General features: G+C 74.1%; 15 protein-coding genes and 21 pseudogenes. 6 read left to right on the forward strand and 30 right to left on the reverse strand.

Annotated features, from left to right (window positions below; genetic code table 11):
• Window positions 1-337 precede the first annotated feature (337 nt).
• The 6 genes and pseudogenes from UK94_RS10975 to UK94_RS75995 form a co-directional block, all read right to left on the reverse strand.
• Window positions 338-1,591, reverse strand: a complete 1,254-nt coding sequence (locus UK94_RS10975; protein WP_011602374.1) for a YihY/virulence factor BrkB family protein — start codon at window positions 1,589-1,591, stop codon at window positions 338-340.
• A 30-nt stretch (window positions 1,592-1,621) separates the two neighbouring features.
• Complete coding sequence (locus UK94_RS10980; RefSeq protein ID WP_235487428.1) at window positions 1,622-2,203, reverse strand: 2'-5' RNA ligase family protein; 582 nt, start codon at window positions 2,201-2,203, stop codon at window positions 1,622-1,624.
• Window positions 2,204-2,579: 376 nt separating this feature from the next.
• Window positions 2,580-2,723 (reverse strand): annotated as a pseudogene (locus UK94_RS47630) (penicillin-binding protein); the annotation flags it as partial.
• Window position 2,724: 1 nt separating this feature from the next.
• Window positions 2,725-3,219, reverse strand: a pseudogene (locus UK94_RS47635) (serine hydrolase domain-containing protein); the annotation flags it as partial.
• A gap of 1 nt (window position 3,220) precedes the next feature.
• Window positions 3,221-3,337, reverse strand: a pseudogene (locus UK94_RS47640) (serine hydrolase); the annotation flags it as partial.
• A gap of 1 nt (window position 3,338) precedes the next feature.
• Window positions 3,339-3,665, reverse strand: a pseudogene (locus UK94_RS75995) (hypothetical protein); the annotation flags it as partial.
• On the opposite strand from UK94_RS75995, the gene UK94_RS10990 reads away from it, so the two are divergent.
• Window positions 3,626-4,697, forward strand: a 1,072-nt coding sequence (locus UK94_RS10990) for a geranylgeranyl reductase family protein (RefSeq protein ID WP_235487430.1), incomplete at its 3' end; no start/stop codon positions are given. The pseudogene UK94_RS75995 and the gene UK94_RS10990 overlap by 40 nt on opposite strands.
• A 1-nt stretch (window position 4,698) precedes the next feature.
• A pseudogene (locus UK94_RS47645) lies at window positions 4,699-4,951 on the forward strand (geranylgeranyl reductase); the annotation flags it as partial.
• 1 nt (window position 4,952) lies between these two features.
• Here the strand turns inward: UK94_RS47645 and UK94_RS10995 are convergent.
• Entirely contained in the window at window positions 4,953-5,201 is a 249-nt protein-coding gene (locus tag UK94_RS10995; protein WP_041940178.1) for a DUF3017 domain-containing protein, read from the reverse strand.
• A gap of 1,273 nt (window positions 5,202-6,474) precedes the next feature.
• On the opposite strand from UK94_RS10995, the gene UK94_RS11000 reads away from it, so the two are divergent.
• Window positions 6,475-7,110 (forward strand): FHA domain-containing protein, encoded by a 636-nt coding sequence (locus UK94_RS11000; RefSeq protein ID WP_011602368.1) that lies wholly within the window; start codon window positions 6,475-6,477, stop codon window positions 7,108-7,110.
• 175 nt (window positions 7,111-7,285) lie between these two features.
• Window positions 7,286-7,609 (forward strand): hypothetical protein, encoded by a 324-nt coding sequence (locus UK94_RS11005; RefSeq protein ID WP_041938866.1) that lies wholly within the window; start codon window positions 7,286-7,288, stop codon window positions 7,607-7,609.
• 418 nt (window positions 7,610-8,027) lie between these two features.
• Here UK94_RS11005 and UK94_RS47650 read toward each other — a convergent pair.
• From UK94_RS47650 to UK94_RS47730, 19 genes and pseudogenes are all read right to left on the reverse strand, one after another.
• On the reverse strand, window positions 8,028-8,116 hold an 89-nt coding region (locus UK94_RS47650; RefSeq protein WP_235487492.1), incomplete at its 5' end, for a hypothetical protein.
• A gap of 1 nt (window position 8,117) precedes the next feature.
• Window positions 8,118-8,305: pseudogene (purH, locus tag UK94_RS47655) on the reverse strand (bifunctional phosphoribosylaminoimidazolecarboxamide formyltransferase/IMP cyclohydrolase); the annotation flags it as partial.
• Between the two features lies 1 nt (window position 8,306).
• Window positions 8,307-8,766, reverse strand: a pseudogene (purH, locus tag UK94_RS47660) (bifunctional phosphoribosylaminoimidazolecarboxamide formyltransferase/IMP cyclohydrolase); the annotation flags it as partial.
• A gap of 1 nt (window position 8,767) precedes the next feature.
• Window positions 8,768-8,954: pseudogene (purH, locus tag UK94_RS47665) on the reverse strand (bifunctional phosphoribosylaminoimidazolecarboxamide formyltransferase/IMP cyclohydrolase); the annotation flags it as partial.
• A gap of 1 nt (window position 8,955) precedes the next feature.
• Window positions 8,956-9,674 (reverse strand): annotated as a pseudogene (purH, locus tag UK94_RS47670) (bifunctional phosphoribosylaminoimidazolecarboxamide formyltransferase/IMP cyclohydrolase); the annotation flags it as partial.
• Window positions 9,671-10,342: a phosphoribosylglycinamide formyltransferase gene (gene purN, locus UK94_RS11020; RefSeq protein WP_055749727.1), complete on the reverse strand. Its 672-nt coding sequence runs from the start codon at window positions 10,340-10,342 to the stop codon at window positions 9,671-9,673. The gene purN and the pseudogene purH (UK94_RS47670), both read right to left, overlap by 4 nt.
• A 235-nt stretch (window positions 10,343-10,577) precedes the next feature.
• Window positions 10,578-10,887, reverse strand: a pseudogene (locus UK94_RS47675) (XRE family transcriptional regulator); the annotation flags it as partial.
• A 1-nt stretch (window position 10,888) separates the two neighbouring features.
• Window positions 10,889-11,126, reverse strand: a pseudogene (locus UK94_RS47680) (XRE family transcriptional regulator); the annotation flags it as partial.
• A 226-nt stretch (window positions 11,127-11,352) separates the two neighbouring features.
• Window positions 11,353-13,026, reverse strand: a pseudogene (locus UK94_RS11030) (DUF6350 family protein); the annotation flags it as partial.
• A 27-nt stretch (window positions 13,027-13,053) separates the two neighbouring features.
• On the reverse strand, window positions 13,054-13,761 hold a 708-nt coding region (locus tag UK94_RS11035; protein WP_235487431.1), incomplete at its 5' end, for a hypothetical protein.
• A 467-nt stretch (window positions 13,762-14,228) separates the two neighbouring features.
• Complete coding sequence (gene sucD, locus UK94_RS11040; protein WP_011602360.1) at window positions 14,229-15,101, reverse strand: succinate--CoA ligase subunit alpha; 873 nt, start codon at window positions 15,099-15,101, stop codon at window positions 14,229-14,231.
• Window positions 15,102-15,125: 24 nt separating this feature from the next.
• Window positions 15,126-15,309: pseudogene (locus UK94_RS47690) on the reverse strand (succinate--CoA ligase subunit beta); the annotation flags it as partial.
• Between the two features lie 30 nt (window positions 15,310-15,339).
• Window positions 15,340-15,558 (reverse strand): annotated as a pseudogene (locus tag UK94_RS47700) (succinate--CoA ligase subunit beta); the annotation flags it as partial.
• Window position 15,559: 1 nt separating this feature from the next.
• Window positions 15,560-15,810 (reverse strand): annotated as a pseudogene (locus tag UK94_RS47705) (succinate--CoA ligase subunit beta); the annotation flags it as partial.
• A 1-nt stretch (window position 15,811) separates the two neighbouring features.
• Window positions 15,812-15,879, reverse strand: a pseudogene (locus UK94_RS47710) (hypothetical protein); the annotation flags it as partial.
• Window position 15,880: 1 nt separating this feature from the next.
• A pseudogene (locus UK94_RS47715) lies at window positions 15,881-16,125 on the reverse strand (ATP-grasp domain-containing protein); the annotation flags it as partial.
• 1 nt (window position 16,126) lies between these two features.
• Window positions 16,127-16,343: pseudogene (locus UK94_RS47720) on the reverse strand (ATP-grasp domain-containing protein); the annotation flags it as partial.
• A gap of 396 nt (window positions 16,344-16,739) precedes the next feature.
• Window positions 16,740-17,444: a DUF4190 domain-containing protein gene (locus UK94_RS76000; RefSeq protein ID WP_313949482.1), complete on the reverse strand. Its 705-nt coding sequence runs from the start codon at window positions 17,442-17,444 to the stop codon at window positions 16,740-16,742.
• Between the two features lie 567 nt (window positions 17,445-18,011).
• A pseudogene (locus UK94_RS47730) lies at window positions 18,012-18,746 on the reverse strand (serine/threonine-protein kinase); the annotation flags it as partial.
• A gap of 273 nt (window positions 18,747-19,019) precedes the next feature.
• Between UK94_RS47730 and UK94_RS11055 the strand changes: the two are divergent.
• Both UK94_RS11055 and UK94_RS47735 read left to right on the forward strand, forming a co-directional pair.
• The gene (locus UK94_RS11055; RefSeq protein WP_055749732.1) at window positions 19,020-20,615 is read left to right on the forward strand and encodes a carboxyl transferase domain-containing protein; all 1,596 of its coding nucleotides are present in this window, start codon (window positions 19,020-19,022) and stop codon (window positions 20,613-20,615) included.
• A 258-nt stretch (window positions 20,616-20,873) separates the two neighbouring features.
• Window positions 20,874-21,251: alpha/beta fold hydrolase (locus UK94_RS47735; protein WP_235487493.1), on the forward strand; the 378-nt coding region annotated here is incomplete at its 3' end.
• 387 nt (window positions 21,252-21,638) lie between these two features.
• Here the strand turns inward: UK94_RS47735 and UK94_RS47745 are convergent.
• From UK94_RS47745 to UK94_RS11070, 4 genes and pseudogenes are all read right to left on the reverse strand, one after another.
• Window positions 21,639-22,378: 3'-5' exonuclease (locus tag UK94_RS47745; protein ID WP_235487435.1), on the reverse strand; the 740-nt coding region annotated here is incomplete at its 5' end.
• A 1-nt stretch (window position 22,379) separates the two neighbouring features.
• Window positions 22,380-22,798 (reverse strand): annotated as a pseudogene (locus UK94_RS47750) (3'-5' exonuclease); the annotation flags it as partial.
• Window position 22,799: 1 nt separating this feature from the next.
• Window positions 22,800-24,182: pseudogene (locus UK94_RS47755) on the reverse strand (UvrD-helicase domain-containing protein); the annotation flags it as partial.
• Window positions 24,183-24,374: 192 nt separating this feature from the next.
• Window positions 24,375-25,610, reverse strand: coding sequence for a threonine/serine dehydratase (locus tag UK94_RS11070; protein ID WP_063845199.1), 1,236 nt, complete (start codon window positions 25,608-25,610; stop codon window positions 24,375-24,377).
• Between the last annotated feature and the right edge of the window lie 40 nt (window positions 25,611-25,650).

A 25,650-nucleotide genomic window follows, 5' to 3' on the forward strand; every position in this document is an offset into this window, starting at 1 on the left:
CGCCGGTCGGCTACCTGCCGAACCCCGCGGCGTCCGTGGCCGGCGACGCTACCCGGCCGGTGGCCGCCGCGCAGGCGGTCGCGCGGCCCGCGGCGGCGCCCGTCCATCGAGCGGACCACTCGGGCGGTCTCGCCGGCGACATCGGCCCGATGACCTGGATCGCGCTTGCGCTCACAGCGGGCGCCTGCGTGATGACCGTCCTCACCCGACGCGCGGCCCGCGGCCGTCGCCGGCACCGCGAGTCGGGCCCGCCGGTGGTGGTGGGCACCTCACCGGCTGTGCCACGGGGCCGTTGCGCGAGTCGGCTCGGCGCGCGGCCGCGCCGAGCCGTGCCCCCTCAGCCCGACCCGCCGGAGGTCTCCGATGGATGGCGCCGGCGCAGCAGGGCGCGCAGCCTGGCGGTCAGCGTCGCGTCCGAGCGGGTGGCCACGGACCCGCCGGAGGAGTACGGCGTCGTGGAGGTCGACTCGTCGGGCTCCAGGCGGGAGGGCTGGCGGCCCGGCGAGGATCGCTTCGGCCGGGACAGGTCCGACGCGGACCCGTGCGACGGCGACGGGTCCGACCCGGGCGGGTCCGCCGGGGCGGTGCCCCGAGCGGACGGGGAGTCGGCCCCGTGGGGCACGGCGGGCCGCGAGGCGTCCCGGCTCGCGGACCCGTTCGGCCGGTGAGCCTCGGGGGGCACCGCCGTCCCCGAGGGGTACACGTCCGAGGCGTAGGGCGCGGTCACCGTCCAGGCGGCGGCGAACAGCGTCCAGCGCATCACGATGTTGATCCAGATGAGCAGTCCGACGATGACCGCGAACGTGCCGTAGACCGGGTTGCCCGTGGTCTTGCCGATCAGCCAGGTCCCCACCACCTTGAGGATCTCCAGCCCGACCGCGCCGAGGACCGCGCCGCGCGCCGACCGGCTCCGGTCGGTCTGCCCGGGCAACCGCCAGAACAGGTAGAGGAACACCGCGGTATCGATCGCGAGGGCGACGAGCAGCGCCAGGATGCCGGTGACCCACGCGGCGGCCGTGCTGCCGGACAGCCCGATCCAGTCCAGGAACGTCCCGGTCGCCGAGGTCGAAAGGCTGGTGACCACGAGCGAGGCCAGCAGCGTCAGCCCGAGACCGGCGAGGACCGTGATGTCCCGCAGCCGCCGCATGATGATGTTGCCGACGTCGATGTCCTGGTGCCAGATCAGCCGCAGGGCGTCGCGCAGCGCGTCGATCCAGGCGAGACCGGCGAGCAGCAGTCCGAGCAGGCCGACGATGCCGACACCGACCTTGGCGTTGCCGATCGACGTGACGTCGAGCCGGTCCGCCAGCCCCGGCAGGTAGTCGTTGATCTGCTTGGTCAGGCTGTCCTGCACGTCGGGGTAGGCGTCGACCACGAACCCCGTGACCGCGAAGGCGAGCGCGACGATCGGGAAGAACGACAGGAAGGCGAAGTACGTCGCCGACGCTGCCAGCCGGTCCCCGCCGTCGGCCGTGTACCGGGAGTACGCCCGAATGATGTGGTCAAGAAACGGACGTTTCGCCCTTACCGCCCCCGCGGTGTCGGAAACCGTGCCGACGCCGGCCCGAACCGCCTCACGAGGTTTTGTCACACCCGTCGATGTCCCCCCGCCGACGCCTGGTCATTCCCGTGAACCGAGGCCGGCGCGTCGCCCTCCGTCGCCATTCGGTTCGGACTCGTCCCCCTGCTGACCGAACGGATAGAAGCGTAGTTGCCGCCAGCGGAGGTCGACCCCTCTTTCGTAGAGGCCGAAGCCCTGGACCTCGAACTGTGCCTGATAGTCGGCCAGCGCCTCGTAGGCGCGGTCGAGACCGTCCTCGGCGATGTCGTGAGCCACGGTGACATGCGGGTGATAGGCGAAGTTCAGCGGCCGGTCCAGAGGGCCGGACCGCACCGCCGCCGCCAGCGTGGCGCAGCGGGCCGCACCCGCGACGAGAGCGACGAAGACAACGGGCGACAGTGGACGGAACGTCCCCGAACCCCGCAGACGAATCGTGAACGGAGCGTTCGGCGGGGCGATTCCCGCGAGATGGCGCTCGATCGCCGGCAGATCGGCCAGCCTGACCGTCGTCGGCCCGAGCAGGGTGACATGCGGAACGATGAGGGCGGCATTGGGATCCCCGAGCCGCTCCCGCCAGTCCTGCAGCTCGGTCCGGTAGGGCTCCGGAATGCCGATCGCGACGCCGATGTCGGCCAGGTCCACCGCGTCGGCCNGGCGGGCCGGATCCGCCGCGCGCACGACGGCGCCTGGTTCGAGCGACCTTTCACTCATGCGCGACCGGCACCGTGGCACGCGCGGCGCCCGTGACATCCCAGCCGAAGATCGTAACTCTCGGTACTTGCGGGCGCGCCATCACCGGGTCGGTGACCGGCCGTCGGGGTCGGTGTCGCCGAGGAAAGCATGCCGACATCATGGCCCACCGACCCCGCCTGTCTCCCGCGGACCAGAAGACCGCGACCCGATCACGCGCAGATCCGGCCAGAACGGCGACAACCCGCCATATGGATGCGGCTGATCGTGGGAGGATCCCGACAAGTGTCATCGGCGGCGGCTGCCCGCCCGTCGCTGCGCGGTCCGGTCACGCCGAGGGATTCACCACCTGGGGGCGGGCCTGCGCCAGCACGTCATCCGACAGGGGTGGCCACATGCGGCGCGCCCAGTCCCCGAAGTCCCGATCGCAGAGCGTGACGCAGGCGAGCCGGGCGACCGGATCCACCCACAGNAACGTGCCGGCCTGGCCAAAGTGGCCGAAGGTGGTCGGGGCGTTCGCGCCGCCGGTCCAGTGCGGATGCTTACTCCCGCGGATCTCGAATCCCAGTCCCCAGTCGTTCGGGTCCTGACGCCCGAAGCCCGGCAGGACACCGGTCAGCCCCGGGAAGGCGACCGAGGTCGCGGCCGCCGACGTCGCGGCCGACAGGAGGGTGGGGGCGAGCAGCTCGGCGGCGAAGGTGCGCAGATCGGCCAGGGTCGCCGTCACCCCGGCGGCCGCCGAGCCGATGAGGCTGGCCCGCCGCATCCCCAGCGGCTCGAACACGGCCTCGGCCAGGTAGTCGGCGAAGGCGATCCCCGTCGCCCGGGTGACCACCTCGGCCAGCCGGTCGAAGCCGGCGTTGGAGTAGATCCGGCGGGTGCCCGGTGCGGCGAGCACCTTGTCGCCCTCGAACGCCAACCCGGAGGCGTGGGCGAGCAGGTGCGCCACGGTGGACGACTCGGGGCCGNCCGGGTCGGCCAGCCCGATCGCGCCCTCCTCCACGGCGATGAGCACCGCGTAGGCGCTGAGCAGCTTCGACACCGAGGCAAGCCGGAACGGGTGATCGTCCGGGCCGGTCCGGCCGANCTCCCGCACCGTCCCGGTGCCGGAAGCGTCCTCGCGGCCGAGGACCGTGACCGCCACCGTCCCGACCGGCCACCGCGAAACCTGCTCCAGTGCGTCCACGCCACGCACTGTACGAACTGCGCCGCCGGGCCGTGGTCCCGACCGGACCCGGACGGATCCGACCTGACCCGGCCTGACCCGAACGGACCACGCCGACCCGGGCGACCCGCCCGCGCGGCGGGCGGGCCCACGCCAGGCACCGGGGGCGCCGGCGCACTGTCCCGCGGTCGGCTGCGAGACTGGCGGGCGTGCAGACCCCGTCCTCAGCGCCCCTCCCGTCCGACCCACGCCCCATCCCGGCGGGACCAGCGAAGGACATCGACACCATCACGACGGCGACCCCGATCGTGCGCGTCGACGAGTCGGTGGATCTACCCGACCGCACGATCGACGTGCTCATCGTCGGCGGCGGTCCGGCCGGCTGCGCGGCGGCGCTGGCGGCACTGCGGGAACGCCCCGAGGCCAGCGTCGTCATCGCGGACGCCGCCGCGTTCCCCCGGGACAAGACGTGCGGCGACGGCATCGCCCCGCACGGCCTGGACGTGCTGCGCGACCTCGGCGTCACCGACGCCGTCGCCGGCTACCGGCCGGTCGACCGGATGCGGCTGCGCACGCCGGGTGGCGCGGAGGTGGCCACCCCGTCGGTCCGGGCCAGCTACGTGGTTCCCCGGGAGGTCTTCGACGCCCGTCTCGTGGCCGCGGCCCGCGCCCGCGGCGCCCACCTGGTGCGACGCCGGGTGCGGACCCTGGAGCTCGCCGACCGGCCCCGGCCCGACGGGCGGGGGCGCGAACCCGTCGTCGTCGTCAACGGCACCCTGACGGCCCGGGTCGTCATCGGCGCGGACGGCGCGAACTCGGTCGTGCGACGCGGGCTGAACCTGGCGGCGAACCCGCCCGAGGCCATGGCGATCGCGGTGCGGGCGTATGCCGACCTCCCCGCCGACGAGCGTCCGCCCGAGCAGTTCATCCACATGACCGACGACGGCTGGCCGGCCTACGCATGGTCGTTTCCGATCGGCGACGGCCGGGCGAACATCGGCTACGGCATGCTGCGCTCCCGCCTGACCGGCGGCGACGACGGGACGAGCGCGAAGACGGTCCTGCACCGCACCCTGGCCCGGATGCTGCCGCAGACGCCGGCGGACCCGACCACGCTGCGGGCCCACCACCTGCCCCTGTCGACTCATCGGCCGCGCCAGCCCAACGGTCCGGTGCTCCTCGCCGGCGACGCGGCCTCGCTGATCAATCCCCTGACCGGGGAGGGCATCTACTACGCCCTGCTGTCCGGCTCCCTGGCCGGGCAGGCAGCGGTCGGCGTGGNGAACCCCACCGGCGCCGGCCGGCGCTACCGACGCTCGCTCGACGCCGAGCTCGGTCGGCACCTGCGGCACACCGCCCTGCTCGCCGGGCTCGTCGGCCGGCGCCGCACGATGATGGACGCCGCGGTGCGAGCCGCCCGCACCCGCACCGAGCTCTACGACACCCTCGTCGAGATCGGGCTCGGTCAGGGAACGATCCCGACCAGTTCCCTGACCCGGCTCGCCGTGCGGCGCACCATGTCCGGGCGGCGCTGACTCACGGTCCCAGGTAGGGCACCGCGGAGGTGAGCGTGATCACGGCTGCCCCGAACAGCATCAGGATCACGGTGTCGAACGCCCGCCCGCGCACCGCGAGCAGACCCACCCGCCGCGTCGGCAGCACGAGGCGGGCGAGTCCCGCCAGGGCCAGCACGACCCCGACCACCAGCATGCCGCGACGCCACCGGTCCTGATAGACGAGCGTCAACCCGACCATGACGCCCACCAGCACCGACGCAAACAGCATCTCGCGCCNCAGCCAGCCGACGATGCCGAGCCGACCGGCTCCGCTCCCGCCGGACACCGTGGACGCGGCAGGCCCGGCCGTCAGCCCGCGCCCGGCGGAAGCGTCCGGCGGCCCCGCCTGGGCATCGGGCCGCGAGGCCACGGATGCCACGGGTGCCCCGAGCGGCCCGCGGTCCGCGGAGTCGTCGGGTGGCCAGGCACGCACCGACAACTCCGCCGGATCCGGTCCGACTGCTCCCCCCGCGCGCCGGGCGGAAGGTCGCCGGTCCACCGCGGGACCCCTCGCCCCGAGTCGCGGGCGAGTGTCGGCCTCACGAGCCGCCCTGCGCTGCTCCTCGCCGCGCTGGTCCTCGCCGCGGCGCAGCCCGCCGCGCGCGGTACGGGTGGACGCCGGATCGGCCGGCGGCACCGGCGGCGCGGGTCGGTCCTCCCGGCGGCGCGGCTCGCGATGACGGTCGGCGTCGCCGCGGCCGCGTTCGTCGGGGTACCACGGCTGCGGCCGGACGCGCGCCGAGCGGTGCTCCGGCGCGGCACCCCGCCAGCCGGGTTCCCCGGCCGGGCCGCCCCGCGCATCCTTGCGGTTCCCCGGCTCGCCCCCGCCCCCGCCCCCGGGAACCCCGTCTCGGGGAAGAACCCCGTCCCGGTAAGTGGGTTCGTCCCGGGAAGTGGATTCGTCCCGGGAGACAGCCTCATCCCAGGAGGCGGCTGCGTTCGGGCTTTGAACCTCGTCCCGGCCTGCAGCCTCGGGCCGGTACCCAGCCTGGGGCCAACCCACGTCACCGGGCCAACCCTCATCACCGGGCCAACCCTCATCGCCGGGCCTGCGCGCATCCTCGGGTCGGAGCGGGTCGGGTCGGAACGGGTCGGAGCGGCGTGGGTCGGGCCGGCGTGGCGCGTCGGTCACCCCCACCTCCGGCGCCGGTCAGTGTCGTTGTCGGACGGGCCTGCCGTGCTGATCGTCGCGGTGCGACGCCGTCACCGACGGTCCCACCGCGACAGGACGCTGCAGAACACTCATCCAACCAGCATGACCGGATCCTCAGGACACACGGTAGGCCGTGCTCCGGCCGTCCACCGGTCACCTGTGAATCCGAAGCGGCCAGATCGTCCAAAAGTCGCGTGTTACTGACCCCCGACCGGGGATCACTGGCCAGAGGATTGCCCCAGCGCCCCGGATGCGGTCACCAGCGGTCACAGGGGAGCCGGCGCGTGCGATGCGGGGGGCGGGCAGGTCACGGACTAGCGTTGATCGATGGAAGCGAGGTTGGACAGAAGTGGACGGGCCGAGTCTGCGGATCGAGATCACCGGTGAGGTCATCTCTTTGCACACCGAGATCACGACGGTGGGGCGGGGACCGGGGGTCGACGTGCCGCTCGCCGATTCCAGCGTCTCCCGGCTGCACGCCGAGATCGTGCGGCGGGGCCCGTACCTCTACGTCTGGGATCAGGGGCTGTCTCGCAACGGCACCCGGGTCAACGGTCAGCCCGTCGGCCGGCGCATCCTCCATGACGGCGATGTCATCCGCTTTGGCGCGGCGGGCGTGCGCTTCCAGGACCGGCGCCCGCTGATCGAGTTCACCATCGAGGCGGGCGGCGGGTTGATGGGCCGGGACCGGACCGCAGAACTGCGCGTCCCCGACCCGCCCGATCTCACCCGCCGAGAATGGGACGTGCTGCGCGCGCTGTCCCGCCCGGCCGGCGCGCCGGGTGCTTTCGTCATCCCGTCATCGACGCGCGAGGTGGCCGAAAACCTCGTCGTCACCGAGGGGGCGGTCAAGCAGCACCTGCTGCGGCTCTACCGCAAGTTCGACATCGCGCCGGGACCGAACCGGCGGGGACGGTTGGCGAACGAGGTGATGCGGCTCGGGATCGTTCGCCCGCACGTGGCGGAGCCGATGCAGCACTCCTGAGCTCCCGAGCAGCGCACGCCGGGGCGATGGGCCCTATATCACATGCGGGTATGCAAGTGAGTCATCGCCCCATTCGGCCACATCGGGAACACAATGCTCAACACCCCCACCTGTGGGCCTCCCGCGCGCTTAGGGCAGACTTCCGGCCGCGGTGCCCACTTGGAGGGAGTTCGACGTGGCAGACGAATCGCCTCACAGCAAGAAGCTTCAGGAACTGATGTTCAGGGCCTGGGAGACCTTCGGTGACGCCCGACACCTGGACAGCGACGACAGGGTGTTCGTCCAGGCGTTGGCGCGGCAGACGGCCGACCGGATCTCGGTGCTGTACGGCGCGAGCTGGCGTGACGCCCTGGACTGGGTCGCCCAGCGCTACGTGCCCAACGGCGACCAGCCGGGCGGGACGGCGGCGGCGGCGAGCGCGCCGACGGCCACCACGGCGAACGGCAGCGCGACCGGCCGGCGGGGCTCCGCCGCCGCGGAGGCGAACGCCGCGTCCTGAAGCGGTGGCACCGGGCGGGGCGACGCGCCGCCGGACGGCGCCACCGACGAGTCATCCCGGGGTCCATCGGCGCCGGGATCTGATCCACGGCCGCCTGGTGCGCCGGTCCCCCCGGGGGGCGTGTGGTCCGCCGAGCACGGCACGGAGGCGGTCGCATCCAGCCCGCCCGAGGGTTCGGCGGAGCCGGAGTCGGACGGGCCGCGACCGCCGCCGCGCGCGTGGCCCCCGCCGGAGCTCCCCGCCGACGCCCACGAACCGCGTCCGGCGCCGGCGCCGGACGCGCCGGCTGCCCCGCCCCCGGGTCGAGCTGTCATCGAGCCGGAGCATCCGCGGCCGGCGCCACCGGCGCGGTGGGCCCCCCGGCGGTTCCGCTGAACCTGCCGGCAGGCTCCCCCGTCGCCCCACCGAGGGGCCGGCGTCAGTGCGCGAAGTGGCGCACCCCGCTGAAGTAGAGCGTCACGCCGGCCTCCCGGGCGGCCGCGATGACGAGTTCGTCGCGCACCGATCNGCCCGGCTCGACGACGGCCCGGACTCCGGCCTCGGCGAGGACCTCGAACCCGTCCGGGAACGGGAAGTAGGCGTCGCTGGCCGCGACCGCGCCCTTCGCTCGGTCCGCCGCCCGGGTCACCGCGAGTCGTGCCGCGTCGACCCGGTTGACCTGTCCCATCCCGACGCCCACGGTGGCGCCGTCGCTGGNGAGCAGAATCGCGTTGGACTTGACCGCACGCACCGCGCGCCAGGCGAAGCGCAGGTCGGCCAGCAGCGCCTCGTCCGCGGGGGAGCCCGCCTCCAGCGTCCAGCCCGACGGCTCGTCGCCCGGTTCCTCGACCGCGTCCCGCGACTGCAGCAGCAGGCCGCCGCTGACCTGACGCAACTCGATCCCGCGCTGATGCGGGGGCGCGGGGCACTCCAGCAGGCGGATCGACGGCTTGCGGGCGAGGATCTCCACGGCCCCCGCCTCGTAGGACGGCGCCACGACGACCTCGGTGAAGATCTCCGCGATCTGCTCGGCGAGCTCCACCGAGACCGGCCGGTTGGTGGCGATCACCCCGCCGAACGCGGAGACCGGGTCGCAGGCGTGCGCCTTGCGGTGGGCCTCGGCGATCGTCGCGCCGACCGCGATGCCGCACGGGTTGGCATGCTTGATCACGGCGACCNCCGGCTCGGTGAAGTCGTACACCGCGCGGCGGGCCGCGTCGGTGTCGGTGTAGTTGTTGTACGACATCTGCTTGCCGTGCAGCTGGCGGGCCGTGGCCAGGCCCGGCTGCCCCTCGCCACCGGCCTCGACGTAGAGGGCGGCCCGCTGGTGCGGGTTCTCGCCGTAACGCAGCACGTCCGAACGGTGNCACTGCGCGGACAGCACGTCGGGCCAGCCGGTCTCCCGGGCGACCTCGTCGGGGGCGACGACCCCGGCGAACCACGAGGACACCGCGACGTCGTAGGCGGCGGTGTGGGCGAACGCCCTGGCCGCGAGCCGGCGGCGGGCCGGCAGGTCGTAGCCCGGACCGCGGACCGCCTCGGCCAGCTGCGCGTACTCGTCCGGCGAGACGACGACGGCGACCGACGCGTGGTTCTTCGCCGCCGCACGGATCATCGCCGGGCCACCGATGTCGATCTGCTCGATCGCCTCGTCCTCGCTCGCGCCACCGGCCACCGTCGCGGCGAACGGGTAGAGGTTGACCACGACCAGATCGAACGGCGCGATGTCGAGCTCGGCCAGGACGGCCGCGTGCTCGGCGTTGCGCAGGTCCGCGAGCAGACCGGCGTGCACGTGCGGGTGCAGCGTCTTGACCCGCCCGCCGAGCACCTCCGGAAAGCCGGTGACGGTGCTGACCGGGATGACCGCCAGCCCATGGCGAGCCAGCACGTCCGCGGTCGACCCGGTGGAGACGACCTCGACCCCTGCGGCCAGGAACGCCTCGGCGAGCACGTCGAGCCCGCTCTTGTCGTACACGCTGACGAGCGCTCGGCGCAGCGGCCGTCGCCCGGTGGGGATCACCTCGGCGGACTCGGATCCTCGGGCGGCGCCGTCTGCGCCCGCCGTGCCTTCGCCCGATGACGTCATGATTCCTCCTGGACGTGAGCTGAGCCTCTGCCGGTACCTGAACCTCGCGTCGGCGCGCGCAGGTCGGGGGCACGCCGACGCCCGGCCGGAACCGCCTGCGCGCGCTCCGACCGCACGATCTCGCCGATCGTCGCGACGAACAGCCCTCGCTCGACACCCTGGATCCGGGCGCGAAGGGTCTGCTCGGTGTCGTCCGGCTCGACCGGAACCGGACGCTGGGCGATGATCGGCCCGGTGTCGACCCCCTCGTCGACCCAGTGCACCGTCACCCCGCTCACCTTCACCCCGGCGGCGAGCGCGTCGCGGACCGCGGCGGCCCCCGGAAAGGCGGGCAGCAGCGAGGGATGGGTGTTGATCGTCCGGAACCGGCCGATCACCCGCCGACCGAGAATCTTCATGTAGCCCGCCAGCACGAGCAGATCGGGCTCGAACGCGGCGATCCGCTCGGCGGTCGCCACGTTGAAGGCCTCTCGGTCGGAATGATCCTCGAGCCGGACCGTGAACACCGCGACGCCGTTCTCCCGGGCCCGCCGCTCCGCGCCGGTGTCGTGGCGATCGGTGCCGACCGCCACGACGGTCGCGCCGAACTCGGGATCCGCGGTCGCGTCGAGAACCGCCTGCAGGGTGGTTCCCGCGCCCGAGGCAAGTACGACGAGGCGAGCAGACACTTCACCCTCCGTGACCAGAATGGGACGGCCCGATGGACCCGGGCCGGACGCCCCGAGCGACCGGAGCGTCGACGCGCCACAGACGCAGGGGGACGGCCGCCGCCGCGCGCTGAGTGNCACCGCCACCGCGCGACGCTCACGTCCCCGACCGCGGCGAAGGACGACCCGTCCGACTGTACTGACTGGACCACCTGCGCCGCGCGCGGAACAGCCCAGGAGCAGCCCGCTGCCGCGATCACGCCGCCGGGGCCCACCCGGTCACGAACTCGGCCAGCCGAGCCTCGATGGCCGCGGCGGACGGGACGTCGCGGCCCGCCGGGGCAGCCAGGGGCGCGGTCATGGACAGCAGCCCCGCCAGCCGGTCGTCGTCGTCCCCGCCAGCACCCACACCGCACGAGCAGCCGGCAGCGGTCCGGTCGCCGGCGTCGTCCGCCCCCGGGTCGAGCTGGCCGAAGTCGGGCCCGTCGAGCAGGTCGCCCGGCCGGCACAGGTACAGCTCGGCCAGCCGGGCCAGCACCGTGGCCGAGGGTGCCCGGCCGCCCCTGNCCGGCCAGCTCTCCCAGTACGACCAGGTCTTACCGGTCTTGGCCGGTCCCCGCCCCGGCCATCGCTCGTTCCACCGGCGCGCCGCTTCCTCCTGGGTCCAGCCGTGGGCGAGGCGGAAGGCCACCAACGCACCGAGCCGATGACGATCCTGGAGCCTGCGGGCGATGCGACGGTAGGACCAGCCGAGTGCCCGCAGACGCCTGGCCTCGACTCGGATGTGGGCGACCGCGATCGGCACGACGACCTCCGTGAGGATGATCCAACGCCGGCACCCTANCCCGCGCCACGGACATTTTCGGCGACGATCCCGCCGGTCGATTTCGGCCGCCACGGCTTCCCGAGTGCGCGGCTCACCGAGTGCACTGGCCTACTGAGTGCACTGGCCTACTGAGTGCGCTGGCCTACTGAGTGCGCCGCGACGGCCGCGCCGAGAGCCCGGATCCGGGCAGCGACATCCGGCGCCNCCAGAACGACGGCTCCGCGTCCTCGGCCAGGAACGGCCGCTCGGCACGCCGGGCCGCCAGATCTATGCCGCCGAGCAGGAGCAGGCCGACGGCGGCGACCTCGCCCCCGGCGAGCAGCCCGCACACCCAGCCGGCAGTCGGCCCGTAGTGGGCGGCGGCCCCACCGACCCGCCCGATCGACGCCTGAATCGCCAGCCCGGTGAGCAGACCGCAGGTCACGCCCGCGACCAGCACGGTCGCGAGCCGGTCCCGCGAACGGCTCCCGGCGGTGGCCCGGTGGACCATCGCCACGAGCACGATGCCCGCGACGATCGGCACCAGGGCCAGGACAAGCCACCCGGGCCGCGGCAGCGCGTTCGGGGGCAGCGCGGCCAGCACCGGGAGGTCGGGCAGCTCGGCGGGACGGACCGCATCGACCCGGACCATGCCGGGCCCGGTCCGGAAGCCGGGCCCCAGGGCGTAGGACAGGCCCCACAGCACCAGGTTGGGGACGAGCGCGAGCTGCGTCGCCGCGAGCCCGATTCCACCGAGAACCCCGACGTCGAGCGCCCGCTCCGCCCCGGCCACCTCGGGCAGCGTGGCGGCGAGTACCAGGGCGACGCCGAAGGCGGCGATGGCGATGAACGACGCGAACGCACCCGCCCCGCACAGCAGGGAACTGCGCAGTATCCCGGGCAGGGTGCGCCAGGCAGTCCGCAGCCGGTGGCGACCAGCGAGGGCACCGAGCAGCGCGGCGGGCAGGCCGAGCGCGATCGTGCCGAGTGCCGCAGACAGCAGGGTCGGCCGCGCCGGGCCCGAGTTCACGACAAGCGCGACGAGCACGACGAACAACGTCTGCGCGCCGACGACGCCGACGATGTCGGCCACCACCGACCCCCAGGGAACGCCGATGAGCCCGTCGCGCCGGACCCGGTCGTCGGCCCCGCCCCCCTCGCCGGAGCCTGCGACATCGGAAGCACCGGGAGCCCGGCCCGTCGCCGGCGCCTGCCGGCCGGTCGGGTCACTGCCCCCGCCGACGGCACCTCTCGCGCCGGCGGCACCGCCTGCGCCGGCGATCGGGGGCCGATCCATCGCGTCCCGGTGCGACCCGTCCCCACCTGGCCGGCCCCAACCCGGCCGGCCCCAACCCGGTGGGCCCCAACTCGACGGGCGCCAACCCGGCCGGCCGCGGCCCTCCCGACCCCCACCGCCCCGCCCCTCACCGCCCCGGCCGGGACGCAGGAGCGCGGAGCCGACCGGCGTGGGGGCGGCCGCCGCCCGCCGGTGCGCGGCGCTGAGCGCGGCGGCCAGGGGGAACAGCGCCAGCCCGAGCGGCCGGAAGGAGATGATCCCGTCCGGCAGCCGCAGCGTCGTGCCGTGGGCGACGAGCCACAGGTCGGCGCCGACGCGCAGGGCCGCGGCGGGCCCGGTCGACGAACCGGTGTCCGCGCCCCACACGACCAGGACGATGAACTCGATGAAGACCAGTCCGGCCGCCGACGCGGCGATCGCCGCTGCCGCCGGCCGGCCGACCCGCTGCCACAACCGGTCGAGGAGCTGGCCGGCGGGGCCGGGACGGTGGGGGAAGGCGGGCACGGTAGGACGCTCGCACGCGGCTGCACGCCATCCCGGACAACACGCCGTCCGGATCCCGGAAATGCCGGGAACATCCCGAACGTCCGCGCTGCCCGGCATGGGGCGGCGGGACGCCAGGCCCGACGGCTAACGGTCCGCCGGCGGCTGCTGGCCGTAGGTGCCCGGAGGCGGGGACTGACCATAACCAGGCTGCTGCTGAGGCTGCGGCTCCTGGTGCTGGGGTGCCTGGTGCTGGGGTGCCTGCGGCTGGGACGGCTGGCCATAACCATCCTGCGGCTGGCCGTAGGCGGGCGGCTGGCCGTAGCCCGCAGGCGGCTGGGGGTAGCCGGCCGGCGGCTGGCCATAACCGGCCGGCGGCTGGCCATAACCCGCGGGCGGCTGGCCATAACCACCCTGCTGCGGCTGGCCGTAGCCGCTGGGCGGCGCGCCGTAGCCGCCCTGTTGGGGCTGGCCGTAACCGCCCTGAGACGGCTGTCCATAACCGGTCGGGGGCTGGCCGTATCCCTGCTGGGGCTGACCGTAACCGGGCTGGCCGTAGCCGCCGGTCGGAGCGCCGTAGCCGGGGGTCGGCTGCTGCCCGTAGGGCTGGCCGTAGGGAGGCTGACCCGGCTGCGGCCAGCCGCCGGGCGTGCCCGGGCCGCCCGCCCGACCGCGGCCGGGGATGGTGGCCCCGTTCGCCAGCGCGGCGAGGACACCGAAGACCGTCTGGGCGATGGCGGCGACCAGCGCAAGATAGAAGCCGTAGCTCGGGCCGGCGTCCAGTCCGCTCGGCACGTCGGGGAACCTGATCCAGCGGATGAGCAGGAGCAGGGCGGCGAACGCGGAGGCGCCCGGNAGGATCCACAGGGCGGACANCGGACCGACGTCCGGGATGCGCACGTTCGCGAACAGTCGCGCCGCGAGCAGACCGGCCACCGCGAGGACCAACAACACCGGGAACCAGGAGTTGAACCCGAGCCCCCAGCCGTTCTCGTGCGCCTTCGTGCCGCGGCCGAAGAACGAGTAGGTCACCGAATACCAGGGCAGGAAGCTCACGATGAACATGACCAGCCCGGAGGCGATCACCCCGATGTCGTTGGTCGCGACGCTACGACCNCCGATCTGTGCCACGACGGGAACCCCACTTCGTCAGCTCGGTCGGCACGACGACGCCGGTTCGCCCACGCACCGATGCAGGAGTCTTGCAGTCGTGGGGAGATGAGGGAAGACATCCGCGTCCCTCACTCCCGACGACCCACGACCCCTGGACCGCCTGGATGACGAGCCACCGCGGGAAGCGGAGGCCCATCATCCAGAAAGGTCTACAACGACCGCATGATGTCAGCCATCAGCCGGGCGGTCTCGGACGGGGTCTTGCCCACCCGCACACCGGCCTTCTCGAGGGCTTCCTTCTTGGCCTGCGCGGTACCGGACGAGCCGGACACGATGGCGCCGGCGTGGCCCATCGTCTTGCCCTCCGGCGCGGTGAAGCCGGCGACGTAGCCGACGACCGGCTTCGTCACGTGCGCCTCGATGTGCGCCGCGGCCCGCTCCTCGGCGTCGCCGCCGATCTCGCCGATCATCACGATCGCGTCGGTGCCCGGGTCGGCCTGGAAGGCGTCGAGGGCGTCGATGTGCGTGGTGCCGATGACCGGGTCGCCACCGATGCCGACGCAGGTGGAGAAGCCGAACTCGCGCAGCTCGTACATCATCTGGTAGGTCAGCGTGCCGCTCTTGCTGACCAGGCCGATGCGGCCGCCGGGGGTGATGTCCGCCGGGATGATGCCGGCGTTGGACAGGCCGGGGCTGGCGATGCCCGGGCAGTTCGGCCCGATGATCCGGGTCGTGCCCTTGGACTGGCCGTAGGCCCAGAACTCGGTCGTGTCGTGGACCGGCACGCCCTCGGTGATGACCACCGCGAGCGGGATGGCCGCGTCGATCGCCTCGATCGCCGCGTCCTTGGTGAACTTCGGCGGCACGAAGATGACCGAAACGTTCGCGCCGGCCTGCTCGATCGCGTCCGCGACGGAGCCGAACACGGGCACGCCCTCGACCTGCTGGCCGACCTTGCGCGGGTTCACCCCGGCCACGACGTTCGTGCCCGCGGCGAGCATCCGCTTGGTGTGCTTGGTGCCCTCGGAGCCGGTGATGCCCTGCACCACGATCCGGCTGTTCTCGTCAAGCCAGATAGCCATCGGTTCGCAATCCCTTCGCCCTGGTCAGGCCGCGGCCGCGGCGAGCTCGGCGGCGAGCTTCGCCGCGCCGTCCATCGTGTCGACCGGCTTGACCACCGAGAGGTTCGCCTCCTTGAGGATGCGACGACCCTCCTCGGCGTTGTTGCCGTCGAGGCGCACCACCAGCGGGGTGGTGACGTCACCGACGATCTTCAGCGCCTGCACGATGNCGTTGGCCACGGCGTNGCACGCGGTGATNCCGCCGAAGATGTTGACGAAGACGCTCTTGACCGACGGGTCGCCGAGGATGATCGACAGACCGTTCGCCATCACCTCGGCGGACGCGCCGCCGCCGATGTCGAGGAAGTTCGCCGGGCGCTTGCCGCCGAACTCCTCGCCGGCGTAGGTCACCACGTCCAGCGTCGACATGACCAGGCCGGCACCGTTGCCGATGATCCCGACCTCGCCCTCGAGCTTGNCGTAGTTGAGGCCCTTCTCCTTGGCCTTCTGCTCCAGCGGGTCCACCGCGGAGACGTCGACGAACGCCTCGTTCTCCGGGTGCCGGAAGTCGGCGTTCTCGTCGAGGCTGACCTTGCCGTCGAGTGCGACGACGCGACCGTCAGCGGTGAGGATGAGCGGGTTCACCTCGACCAGGGTGGCGTCCGACTTCACGAAGACGGTCCACAGCTTCGCCAGCAGCTCGGCGGCCCCGTCCAGCGCGGTCTCGGGCNGCTTGGCGGCGACCGCGATCTCGCGGGCCTTCGCCGCGTCGACGCCGGTCAGCGGGTCGATCGCGATGNGGGCCAGCGCGTCCGGGTTGGTCGCGGCCACCTCCTCGATCTCCATGCCGCCCTCGCGGGAGGCCATGGCGAGGAAGGTCCGGTTCGCCCGGTCCAGCAGGAAGGAGGCGTAGTACTCCTCCGCGATGTTGCTGGCCTCCTCGACGAGCACCGAGTGGACCGTGTGGCCCTTGATGTCCATCCCGAGGATCGCCGTCGCCTTCGCGAAGGCGTCATCCGGCCCGTCGGCCACCTTGACACCGCCGNCCTTGCCTCGGCCGCCGGCCTTGACCTGCGCCTTGACGACCACCTTGCCACCGAGCTCGGTGGCGATCGCGCGCGCCTCCTCAGGGGTGGTCGCCGTCTTCCCGGTGGGCACCGGAACGCCATGTTCGGCGAACAGCTTCTTCGCCTGGTATTCGAAGAGATCCACGGTCCGTCCAGTCGGATGCGGTCGTACGGGTTGGGTTACGTAGGGGGGCACAGAACGCCTGCGAGCCTACTGACGAGGCGGTTACGGCGCGCGTCACGCGGAGTGCCCCCGTGCGCGGCCGGCGGCGGCGACAAGCCGGGTGGCACCGGGTCCGGCCGGGGCCGTCGATGGTGCCATCGCCCGGGCTCGGCTGGCCGGGTGCCCACGTCAGGCCCATCGATACAGGACAAATGAGGTGCACATCGCGCCCCGAGCGGCACCCGCACGTCGCGCGGGGACGGATCATGCGTACGAGAAAAGACGCTGAGCGTGACCACCNCACGCGNCACCGCGAGCTGCCGTGGCCGAGGTCACGGAGTTGACCATCGGATATATGTCAGAAATCACACGGGAACAACACCGATCGTGGTCGACCTTCTGGCCGCTCCGGCCGGATCGGCGCGNAATTCACCGCAGCGCGAGGACGATCAGCAGACTGACGACCGTCAGCCCGATTCCGGTCCAACCCAGCGCGATCCCGACGGCGGCGAGCCGTCGCCCCCGCTGGTTGTGCCGACGGATCTGGGCCTGGGCCATCGAGCCGACCACGATCGCGGCGACGCTGCCCACCCCGAACAGCCAACCCAGGGCCAGGACAACCGACAGCAACGCCCGACCGTTGAGCCCGTGCTCCACCGGGGTGGTGGGCGGAAACCGGCGAGCGTCCGAGCCCTCCCCGCCCCCACCACCCACCGCCACGGGAATACGGTGCCCGCGGCCACCCGACGCCGCGGCGATCCCGCCCGGCGCCGCCGCGGCCGACCGGCGCGGCGGTGAGGCAGGCAGCGGCGCAGGTGTCGGGCGAGTCGGCGCCCGACTCGACGACGGGCTCGACGAGACCCGGCGCGACAACGGCGGGGCCGACAACGGCGGGGCCGACGACGAGGGGGCCGACGACGAGGGGGCCGACGACGACGCCGCACTCGCGGGCCTGATCCACACCTGGAACTCCGACGGATCCGGCGGCCGCGCCGGCGGGGTCGGGTCCGGCGGCCGGATGGTGTCCTCCGCCTGGTCCGTCCGGGATCGCGGGCGGGTCTCGCCCGCGGCGTGCGGGTCAGGCGGAGGTTCGCGCCGGGGCCGGACGGGCGCCCGCGAATCGGGTTCGTCCATGTCGTAGGTCCAGGGCGAGACGACCGGTTGGGATCCGGCGGGCGGGGAGGCCCCGGGGGGAACCCTGGCGGCCGAAGGCCTCGGGGCCGGCGGCGTGGACGGCGGCGGCGCGGACGGCGGTAGCGGCGCGGGCGGCAACGGGGTCAGGCGGGAGGCCGGCAGCGGCGGTGGCGGCGGGATCGTCGGCGGCGGCGAGACGGCGGGCCGGAACGCGGACGCGGGGGGCGGCGGGCCGACCGGCCAGGGGCCGGAGGCGGGCGGCGGCCCCTGGACGGAGGGCGACCAGCCACCCGCGGCGGACGGCCGCCCGCCACCCGACGGGGCGGGGTCGGACCGCCCGTCCCCCTCGGGGCCGTCGGCGGCCCGCGCGCGGTCCGCGCCGGACCACTCGCCGGCGGGCAGGACGGTGAGACCGTCGCTCGCTGCCCGGGCCGTGCCGGTCCAGGTCCGTTCGAGGAAGTCACCCGCGACGGCGTCGGCCTCGGTCACCCCCTGGACCTCCCGGCCGACCAGTGAGGCGAGCAGGGCGGAGGCGGTCGGCCGCTGTCGGGGGATCTTGGACAGGGNCCCGGCGACCGACGTGAGCAGGTAGGCGGGCAGGGCGTCGAGGTCCGGCGTGTCCCGCTGTACGCGCAGGGCGAGCTTGTCCGGCGTCTCGGCGTGGAAGGGGTGGCGGCCGGTCGCGGCGTACGTCACGCAGCTCGCCCACGCGAAGATGTCCGCCGACGAGTCCGACGCGTCCCCGCGCATCTGCTCGGGTGACATCCAGGCCAGAGTCCCGATCACGTGCCCGGTGCGGGTCAGCGTGCTGCTGTCGCTGATGTGGGCGACACCGAAATCGATCACTTTCGGCCCGTCCCACGCCAGCAGGATGTTCGACGGCTTCAGATCGCGGTGCACGACGCCCGCGGCATGGATGGCGACCAGCGCGTCGGCCAGCCCGACCGCGAGGCCGCGGACGAGATGGTTCTCCAACCGGCCCCGAGCCCGGACCGCCTCGGCCAGGCTGATGCCCTCGACGTACTCGGTGACCATCCACGGCGCCGGGGCTTCGGTGTCGGCGTCGAGCACGGCGGCGACCGCATTGCCCCGCACCCGCAGCGCCGCGTGCACCTCGCGCTCGAACCTGCTGCGGAACTCGACGTCCTCGGCGAGCTCCTCGGCAGCCACCTTCACCGCGACCGGATGTTGTTCCGGGGTGAAGCCGAGATAGACGGTCCCCATCCCCCCGGCGCCGATGCGGTTCTGCAGACGGTACGGGCCGATCTGGCGGGGGTCGTCCTCCAGCAGCGGTGTGAGCATCCCTCTCCTCACTCCACTGATCTCGCGGGAACTGATCTCGCGGGTGTGGTGCGGGCACCCACCCACTCAGGGGGCTGTGAACGAAAGGGTATGTCGCTGACTGCCGTGAAGCAGACTGCACGGTAGGTCACAAATGTCCCTTCCCTTCCGGCGTCGGGAGACATCCGAGCATCGCTCGGGGTGCCGCCGGTGAGCGTCCCGGTGCGGCGTGTCCTGCAACACCGCCGCCGTCCGGGCCATCGACACGGCCGCTGTCGGCCCCAAGATGCGGACATGGACAGTGACAGCCGACCGGGGCGGCAGACGTCCGCCGACTGGCGGACGGACCTGCTCGCCGGCATCACCTTGAGGCCGTCGGCCGCCCCCGCGGTCAACCGTCTCGGCTGGCCGGACTACGACGGACGGCCGGCGCTTAGGTGGGGTGCCGGCCTGATCGCGGGAGTGCCGGCGGTCGCGGCGGTCTGGGACTTCGCCGTCCACGGCGGCAGCTTCGGCGAGGCGGACGCCGCCGGCTTCGCCGAGGCGGCGGCCGCAGCGGTCGCGAGCCGCCGGCCGCTGGTGTCGTTCCTGCGCAGCGGCGGTACCCGGTTGCAGGAGGGTGTCGCCGGACTCGTCGGACTGCCCCGCGCCGCCCTCGCCCTCGCGGCCCTCGACGCGGCCGGGGTCGGCCACGTGGCCGTCGCCGACCAGCCGACGACCGGTGGGGTCTGGGTCACCATCGGCTCGCGCTGCGACCTGCGCTGCGCCGTCGCCGGGGCGACGGTCGGCTTCGCCGGTCCCCGCGTGGTCGCGGCGACGACCGGGACGCCGCCGCCCGCCGGCAGCCACACGGCGGCGTCCGCCTTCGCCGCCGGCCTCGTCGACGCCGCGCCCGCACCCGACAGCGTCGCGGACTGGCTGCGCCGGGCGTTGCGCGCGCTGACCCCGCCGGGCCCGATCGAACCGGTGGCCCGGGCGAGGCCGCCGATGCCGCCGGGCCCGCCGGCACCGGGGAGGCCGCCGGTACGCACGGCCCGGACCGATCTGCCGGCGGGTTTCGACAAGGTGGCCGCCCGTTCCGGCTGGGAGCAGGTGATGGCCGCCCGGACCGCGCAGCGGGCGGACGGTGCGACGGTGCTGCGCGCCCTGCTGCCCGACGGGGTCGATCTCGTCGGGCCCGATCCGCTGGTCGGTGCCCGCCTGGGTGCCCTGCTTGACGCCGGTGCCGGCGCAGGGGCCGGTGCCGGTGCGGGGGCCGGTGCCGGTGCCGGCGCCAGGGCCGGTGCCGGTGCAGGGGCCGCGCCGCACGGCGGTGGCGGGATGCGCGCGGTGGTCGTCGCGGTCGGGGCCCGACGCGGCAGCGCGCCGGGCCCGGCGGGGTACCGGCTGCTTGCCCGGGCCGCCCGGCTGGCCGGCAAGCTCGGGGTCGGGCTGGTCACGCTCGTCGACACACCGGGCGCGGCCGGCGGCGCGCACGCCGAGACCGCCGGGATCGCCGCGGCGATCGGGGATGCGATGGCGGCGGTCCTGGCCTGCCCCTCCCCGACCGTGTCGGTGGTGCTCGGCGAGGGCGGGTCGGGCGGCGCCCTCGCCGCAGCGGTCACCGATATGGTGATTATGACTCCGGAAAGTTACTTCACCGCGCTCTCCCCGGAGGGCGCCGCGACGACCCTGCGCATCCCGGTCGAGCAGGCGGCGGACCGGGCGGGGCTGCGTCCCACGGATCTGTACCGACTCGGTTTCGCCGACTGCCTGCTGCCCGCGACGACCGCGGACCAGGTGGCGCAGGCGGCCGCGGGGCTGCTCGCCGAGGTCTCCTGGCAGGACCCGGCGCAGCGGCGGGAACGCCGCCAGCAGCGCTGGTCGACAGAACTACGTGACAGTCTGTAATCTCTTTGCGTTTCTCGATCCGATCCCGACGAGGTCGGGCGAACACGCACGGGTCCACCCGGCAACAGCGTGACGCCTCGACGGCGCGACGAAGGAAGGTGATCGGCCATCGGCGAGCCGCTACCACCAGCACCCCGACAGGCACCGACCCGCCGCGCGCTCGTCGCGGGGCTGCGCGCCACCGGGGACAACGCCCGCGGACTCGCCGTCGAGACCGCCTGGGTCGCCGCCCACCTGGCCCTCTATCCGGCGAGCGCGCTGCGCCGCCAGCCGGAGCGGGACGACGAACCGTACTCTCTCGACGGTCTGCCGCCGTTGCAGCGCGGCCTGCTGGTGCGCGCGCCCGCCGCGGCCGGGACGCCGATCCTGCTGGTCCACGGGCTGGTCGACAACCGGTCGATCTTCACCCGCCTGCACCATCAGCTACGCCGCCGGGGCTTTCGCCGGGTGCGGGCGGTCGAGCTGCCTCTGTGGACCACCACCGTCGAGGACGGCGCCCGGGTGCTCGCCGCCGCGGTGACGGCCGCGGCGGGCGACGGCGGCCACGTGCATGTCGTCGCCCACTCCCTGGGCGGCCTCGTCGCCCGCTACCACGTCCAGCGGCTGGGCGGTGACCGGCAGGTCGACACTCTGATCNCCCTCGCCACCCCGCACGGCGGCACCCGCCTGGCCGAGCTGGTACCCCGGGCGCTGCCGTATCCCCTGCTCGCCCAGTTACGGCCGGGCTCGCCGCTGCTGGTCGAGCTCGGCCGCCCGGCGCCGGGATGCCGGACGCGGTTCGTCGCGGTCGCCGCCGGGCGGGACACGGTGGTCCGCCCGGCCCAGGCCGCGATCGACCATCCGGACCTGGACGCGGTGAACGTCACCGTCCCCGGGCTCGGTCATCACTCGCTGGCGTTCAACGGGGCGGTGACGCGCCGGGTTGCGGGCTGGCTGGCAGGGACGACGGCGCCGGAGCAGTCAGAGCTGCTCGACCAGGGCTCGGAGCTTCCCGACCAGGGGTCCGAGCTGCGTGCGCGGGACTCAGAGCTTCTCGACCGGGGCGTAGCGCAGCAGCAGGCGCTTGGTCCCGGCGTCCGCACCGAAGTCGATCGTCGCCTCGGCCGAATCCCCCACCCCACCGGTGGCGACGACGACTCCGAGGCCGAAGCTGTCGTGGGTCACCCGGTCGCCCTGGCGCAGCTCCAGCACGGGCCGCGCCGAGGGACGGCCGCGGCCGGCGAACGGTGAGTTCGGCAGCGGCTTGCGGGCCGGCGCGCTCCCGCCGCCCGCCCGGCCGGCGCCCTGCCCCGCCGAGCCCGACCCGAACCCGCCCGACCCGAACCCGCCCGGCCCGGACCCTCCGGAGCCGCCCCAGGGGCGCGCAGCCGGCTCCGGCGCCGCCTCGACGAGACGACGCCAGTCGACCAGCGCGTCGGGCACCTCACCGAGGAACCTCGACGGCGGGTTGTACGCCGGCTGGCCCCAGGCACTGCGGACGACCGAGCGGGTCAGGTACAGCCGGGAGCGGGCCCGGGTGACTCCCACGTAGGCCAGGCGGCGCTCCTCTTCCAACTGGGTGGGGTCGCCCAGGGTCCGCAGATGCGGGAAGACGCCGTCCTCCAGGCCAGTGAGGAAGACGACGGGGAACTCCAGGCCCTTGGCGCTGTGCAGGGTCATGAGGGTGACGACGCCGTCGGAGCCGTCATCGGTGGGAACCTGGTCGGCGTCGGCGACCAGTGAGACCTGTTCGAGGAACTCGGCGAGAGTGCCCTGCGGGTTGCNCTCGGTGAACTCCTGGACGACGCCGACCAGCTCCTGCAGGTTCTCCACCCGGCCCTGGGCCTCGACCGTGTCCTCCGCAAGAAGCTCGGACAGGTAGCCGGTGCGTTCGAGGACAGCCTCGACGACGGCGACCGGTCCGTCCGCCTCGATCGCGCGCAGCTCGGCGAGCAACGCCGCGAACTCGCGCACCGCCTTCGCCGAGCGGGTGGCGATCCCCGGCACCTCGCCGACCCGCTCCAGCGCCGCGGCGAACCCGATCCGCTCGACTTCGGCGAAGCCGGCGAGCGCCGCCTCGGCCCGGTCCCCGATGCCGCGCCGCGGCACGTTGAGGATGCGGCGCAGGTTCACCGTGTCGTTCGGGTTGGCCAGCACCCGCAGGTAGGCGAGCAGATCGCGGATCTCGCGGCGCTCGTAGAAGCNCACCCCGCCGACGACCCGGTAGGGCAGCCCGACCCGGACGAAGATCTCCTCGAAGACGCGGCTCTGCGCGTTGGTCCGGTAGAACACCGCGACGTCCGCGGGCCGGGCCAGCCCCGCGTCGGTGAGCCGGTCGACCTCCTCGGCGACGAAGGCGGCCTCGTCGTGCTCGTTGTCCGCGACGAATCCGACGATCTTCTCCCCGTCGCCCGCGTCGGACCACAGCCGCTTCGCCTTGCGCTGGTTGTTGCGCGCGATCACCGCGTTCGCGGCGGACAGGATGGTCTGGGTGGAACGGTAGTTCTGCTCCAGCAGGATCACCGCGGCGTCGGGGAAGTCCTCCTCGAACTCCACGATGTTGCGGATGTTCGCCCCGCGGAAGGCGTAGATCGACTGGTCGGCGTCACCGACGACGCAGAGCTCGGCGGGCGGCACGGCGCCCGACGCCCACGTGACGGTCGACACCGCCGCGTCCGCCGCCGCCCCCGGCCCTGGCACGTCGGCGTCGGCGTCGGCGTGCGCGGGCTGGCCGACGAGTTCCCGCACGAGGACGTACTGGGCGTGGTTGGTGTCCTGGTACTCGTCCACCAGCACGTGCCGGAACCTGCGCCGGTAGTGCTCGGCGACGTCGGGGAACGCCTGGAGCAGGTTGACCGTCATCATGATCAGGTCGTCGAAGTCGAGCGCGTTGGCCTGGGCCAGCCGCTGCTGGTAGGCGGCGTACACCTCGGCGAGGGTGCGCTCCTGGTGACTGCTCGCCCGGTCCCGGGCGGCCTCCCAGTCGATCAGCTCGTTCTTCAGGTTGCTGATCTGCGCGGCCAGCCCGCGCGCCGGGTGCCGCTTCGGGTCGAGGTCGAGATCCCGGGTGACCAGCGTGATCAGCCGCTGCGCGTCCGCGGCGTCGTAGATGGAGAAGGAGGACCCGTAGCCGAGCCGCTTCGCCTCCGACCGCAGGATGCGCACGCAGGCCGAGTGGAACGTGCTGACCCACATCGCCCGCGCCCGCGGGCCCACCAGCGCGCCGACCCGCTCCCGCATCTCGGCTGCGGCCTTGTTCGTGAACGTGATCGCCAGAATCTCCCCGGGCCGCACGCCCCGGGCCGCCAGCAGGTAGGCGATGCGATGGGCCAGCAACCGGGTCTTGCCCGAGCCCGCGCCCGCCACGACCAGCAGCGGCGCGCCGATGTGCACCACGGCGGCACGCTGCTGCGGATTGAGCCCGTCGAGCAGGCCCTCGGCATCGAGCCTGGGTGCCCCGCCGCCTGCGTCGCCGCCCGCGGACGGGGCGAGCACCGCCGGGCCGAACAGGTCGTAGGGCACGCCACCGCCGACGCCCGCGGCCGACTCGCCGAAGGCACGGGGGGACTCACCGAACAGAGTGCTCATCAGACCTCGATCGTACGTTCGACGCCGGACTGGTCGGAGCCGGGCTCGCCGGGGAGGCGCCGCCTCCCGGCCGGACCGGCGGCGGCCTGCCGCGGAGCGGCCCGCCGTGAAGCGCCACGCGCCCGCGACGTCGCCGACCCACGTGTCGCCACCTTATGGTCACCTCGGCCGCCCACCGCCCGGCGGGCCGCCTCAGGCCGTGGTCCGCAGTTCGCCGACGTCGTCGGTCGCGACCGCCGCGAGCGACTTGACCCGGCTGGCCACCCCGGGATCGATGTTGCCCCCCGACAGGATCGCCACCGTCGGCCCCTGCACGAGGCGGCCGTGGCGCAGCAGCGCGGCGACCGGCGCGGCTCCGGCCGGCTCCACCGCGAGACCGGCGCGGCGCAGCAGCACCATCGCCTCCCAGAAGGCGGCCTCGTCCACGGTCACCACCTCGTCGACCAGCCTGGTGGCCAGCGCGAAGGTCAGCGCACCCGGTTCGCTCACCGCCATGCCGTCGGCGATCGTGCGGGGCCGCGCCGCCGGTCGGGGCAGCACCGGCCGCCCGGACAGCCGGCTGCCCGGGATGGTGGGAACGCCCCGGCCGCGCGCCGCGGCGCCCGGCAGATCGGCACCCACCACCGCGGTGAGCCGCCGACCGGCTCGCAGCGAGGCGGCGAAGGCGGGGGCCAGCACCGACTGCACCCCGATCACGCGCACGCCGGGCCGGCGCGCTCGCAGCGCCGCGGCGACCCCGCTGACGAGCCCGCCGCCGCCCACACCGACCAGGACGGTCCCCAGGTCCGGCACCTGGTCGAGCAGCTCGAGACCGATCGTGCCCTGCCCGGCCACCACGGCCAAATCGTCGAAGGGATGCACGAGCAGGCGCCCGCCGCGGGCGGCGAAGTCGGCGGCCGCGGCGAGGGCGGCCTCCACCCCTCCGGGCACCTCCTCGACCCGCGCGCCCCACCGGCGGGTCCGGGCGACCTTGACGGGGTTCGCCCCCGCCGGTACGAAGATCGTCGCCGGGACGCCGAAGGTGGCCGCCGCGAACGCCACCCCCTGGGCGTGGTTCCCGGCGCTGGCCGCGACGACTCCCCGGGCTCGCGCCGCCGGGTCCGCGGTCGCCACCCGGTGGTAGGCGCCACGCAGCTTGAACGAGCCGGTGTGCTGCTCGTGCTCGCACTTGAACCACACGGGTGTGCCGAGCGCGGCCGACAGGCCGGGATCAGGCACGACCCGAGTCCGCCGCGCCACGCCGTCGAGCACCCCGGCCGCCGCCTCGATGGCTTCGACACGCAGATCCGCGTCGACACGCTGATCCGCTTCGGCACACAGGTCCGCCTCGACGCCCGGGTCGGCCTCGACATCCGGGTCGGCCTCGCCGGGCCCGGGGTCCCCGCTCCCGGGCGTCGGTTGGTCGTCGTCTGCGGCTGGTGCGGTCATGATGCCTCTCCCGGCGGCTGTGCGGCCACCTCGCCGTGAC

The organism is Frankia sp. AvcI1 (assembly GCF_001420875.1).
Lineage (GTDB): Bacteria > Actinomycetota > Actinomycetes > Frankiales > Frankiaceae > Frankia > Frankia alni.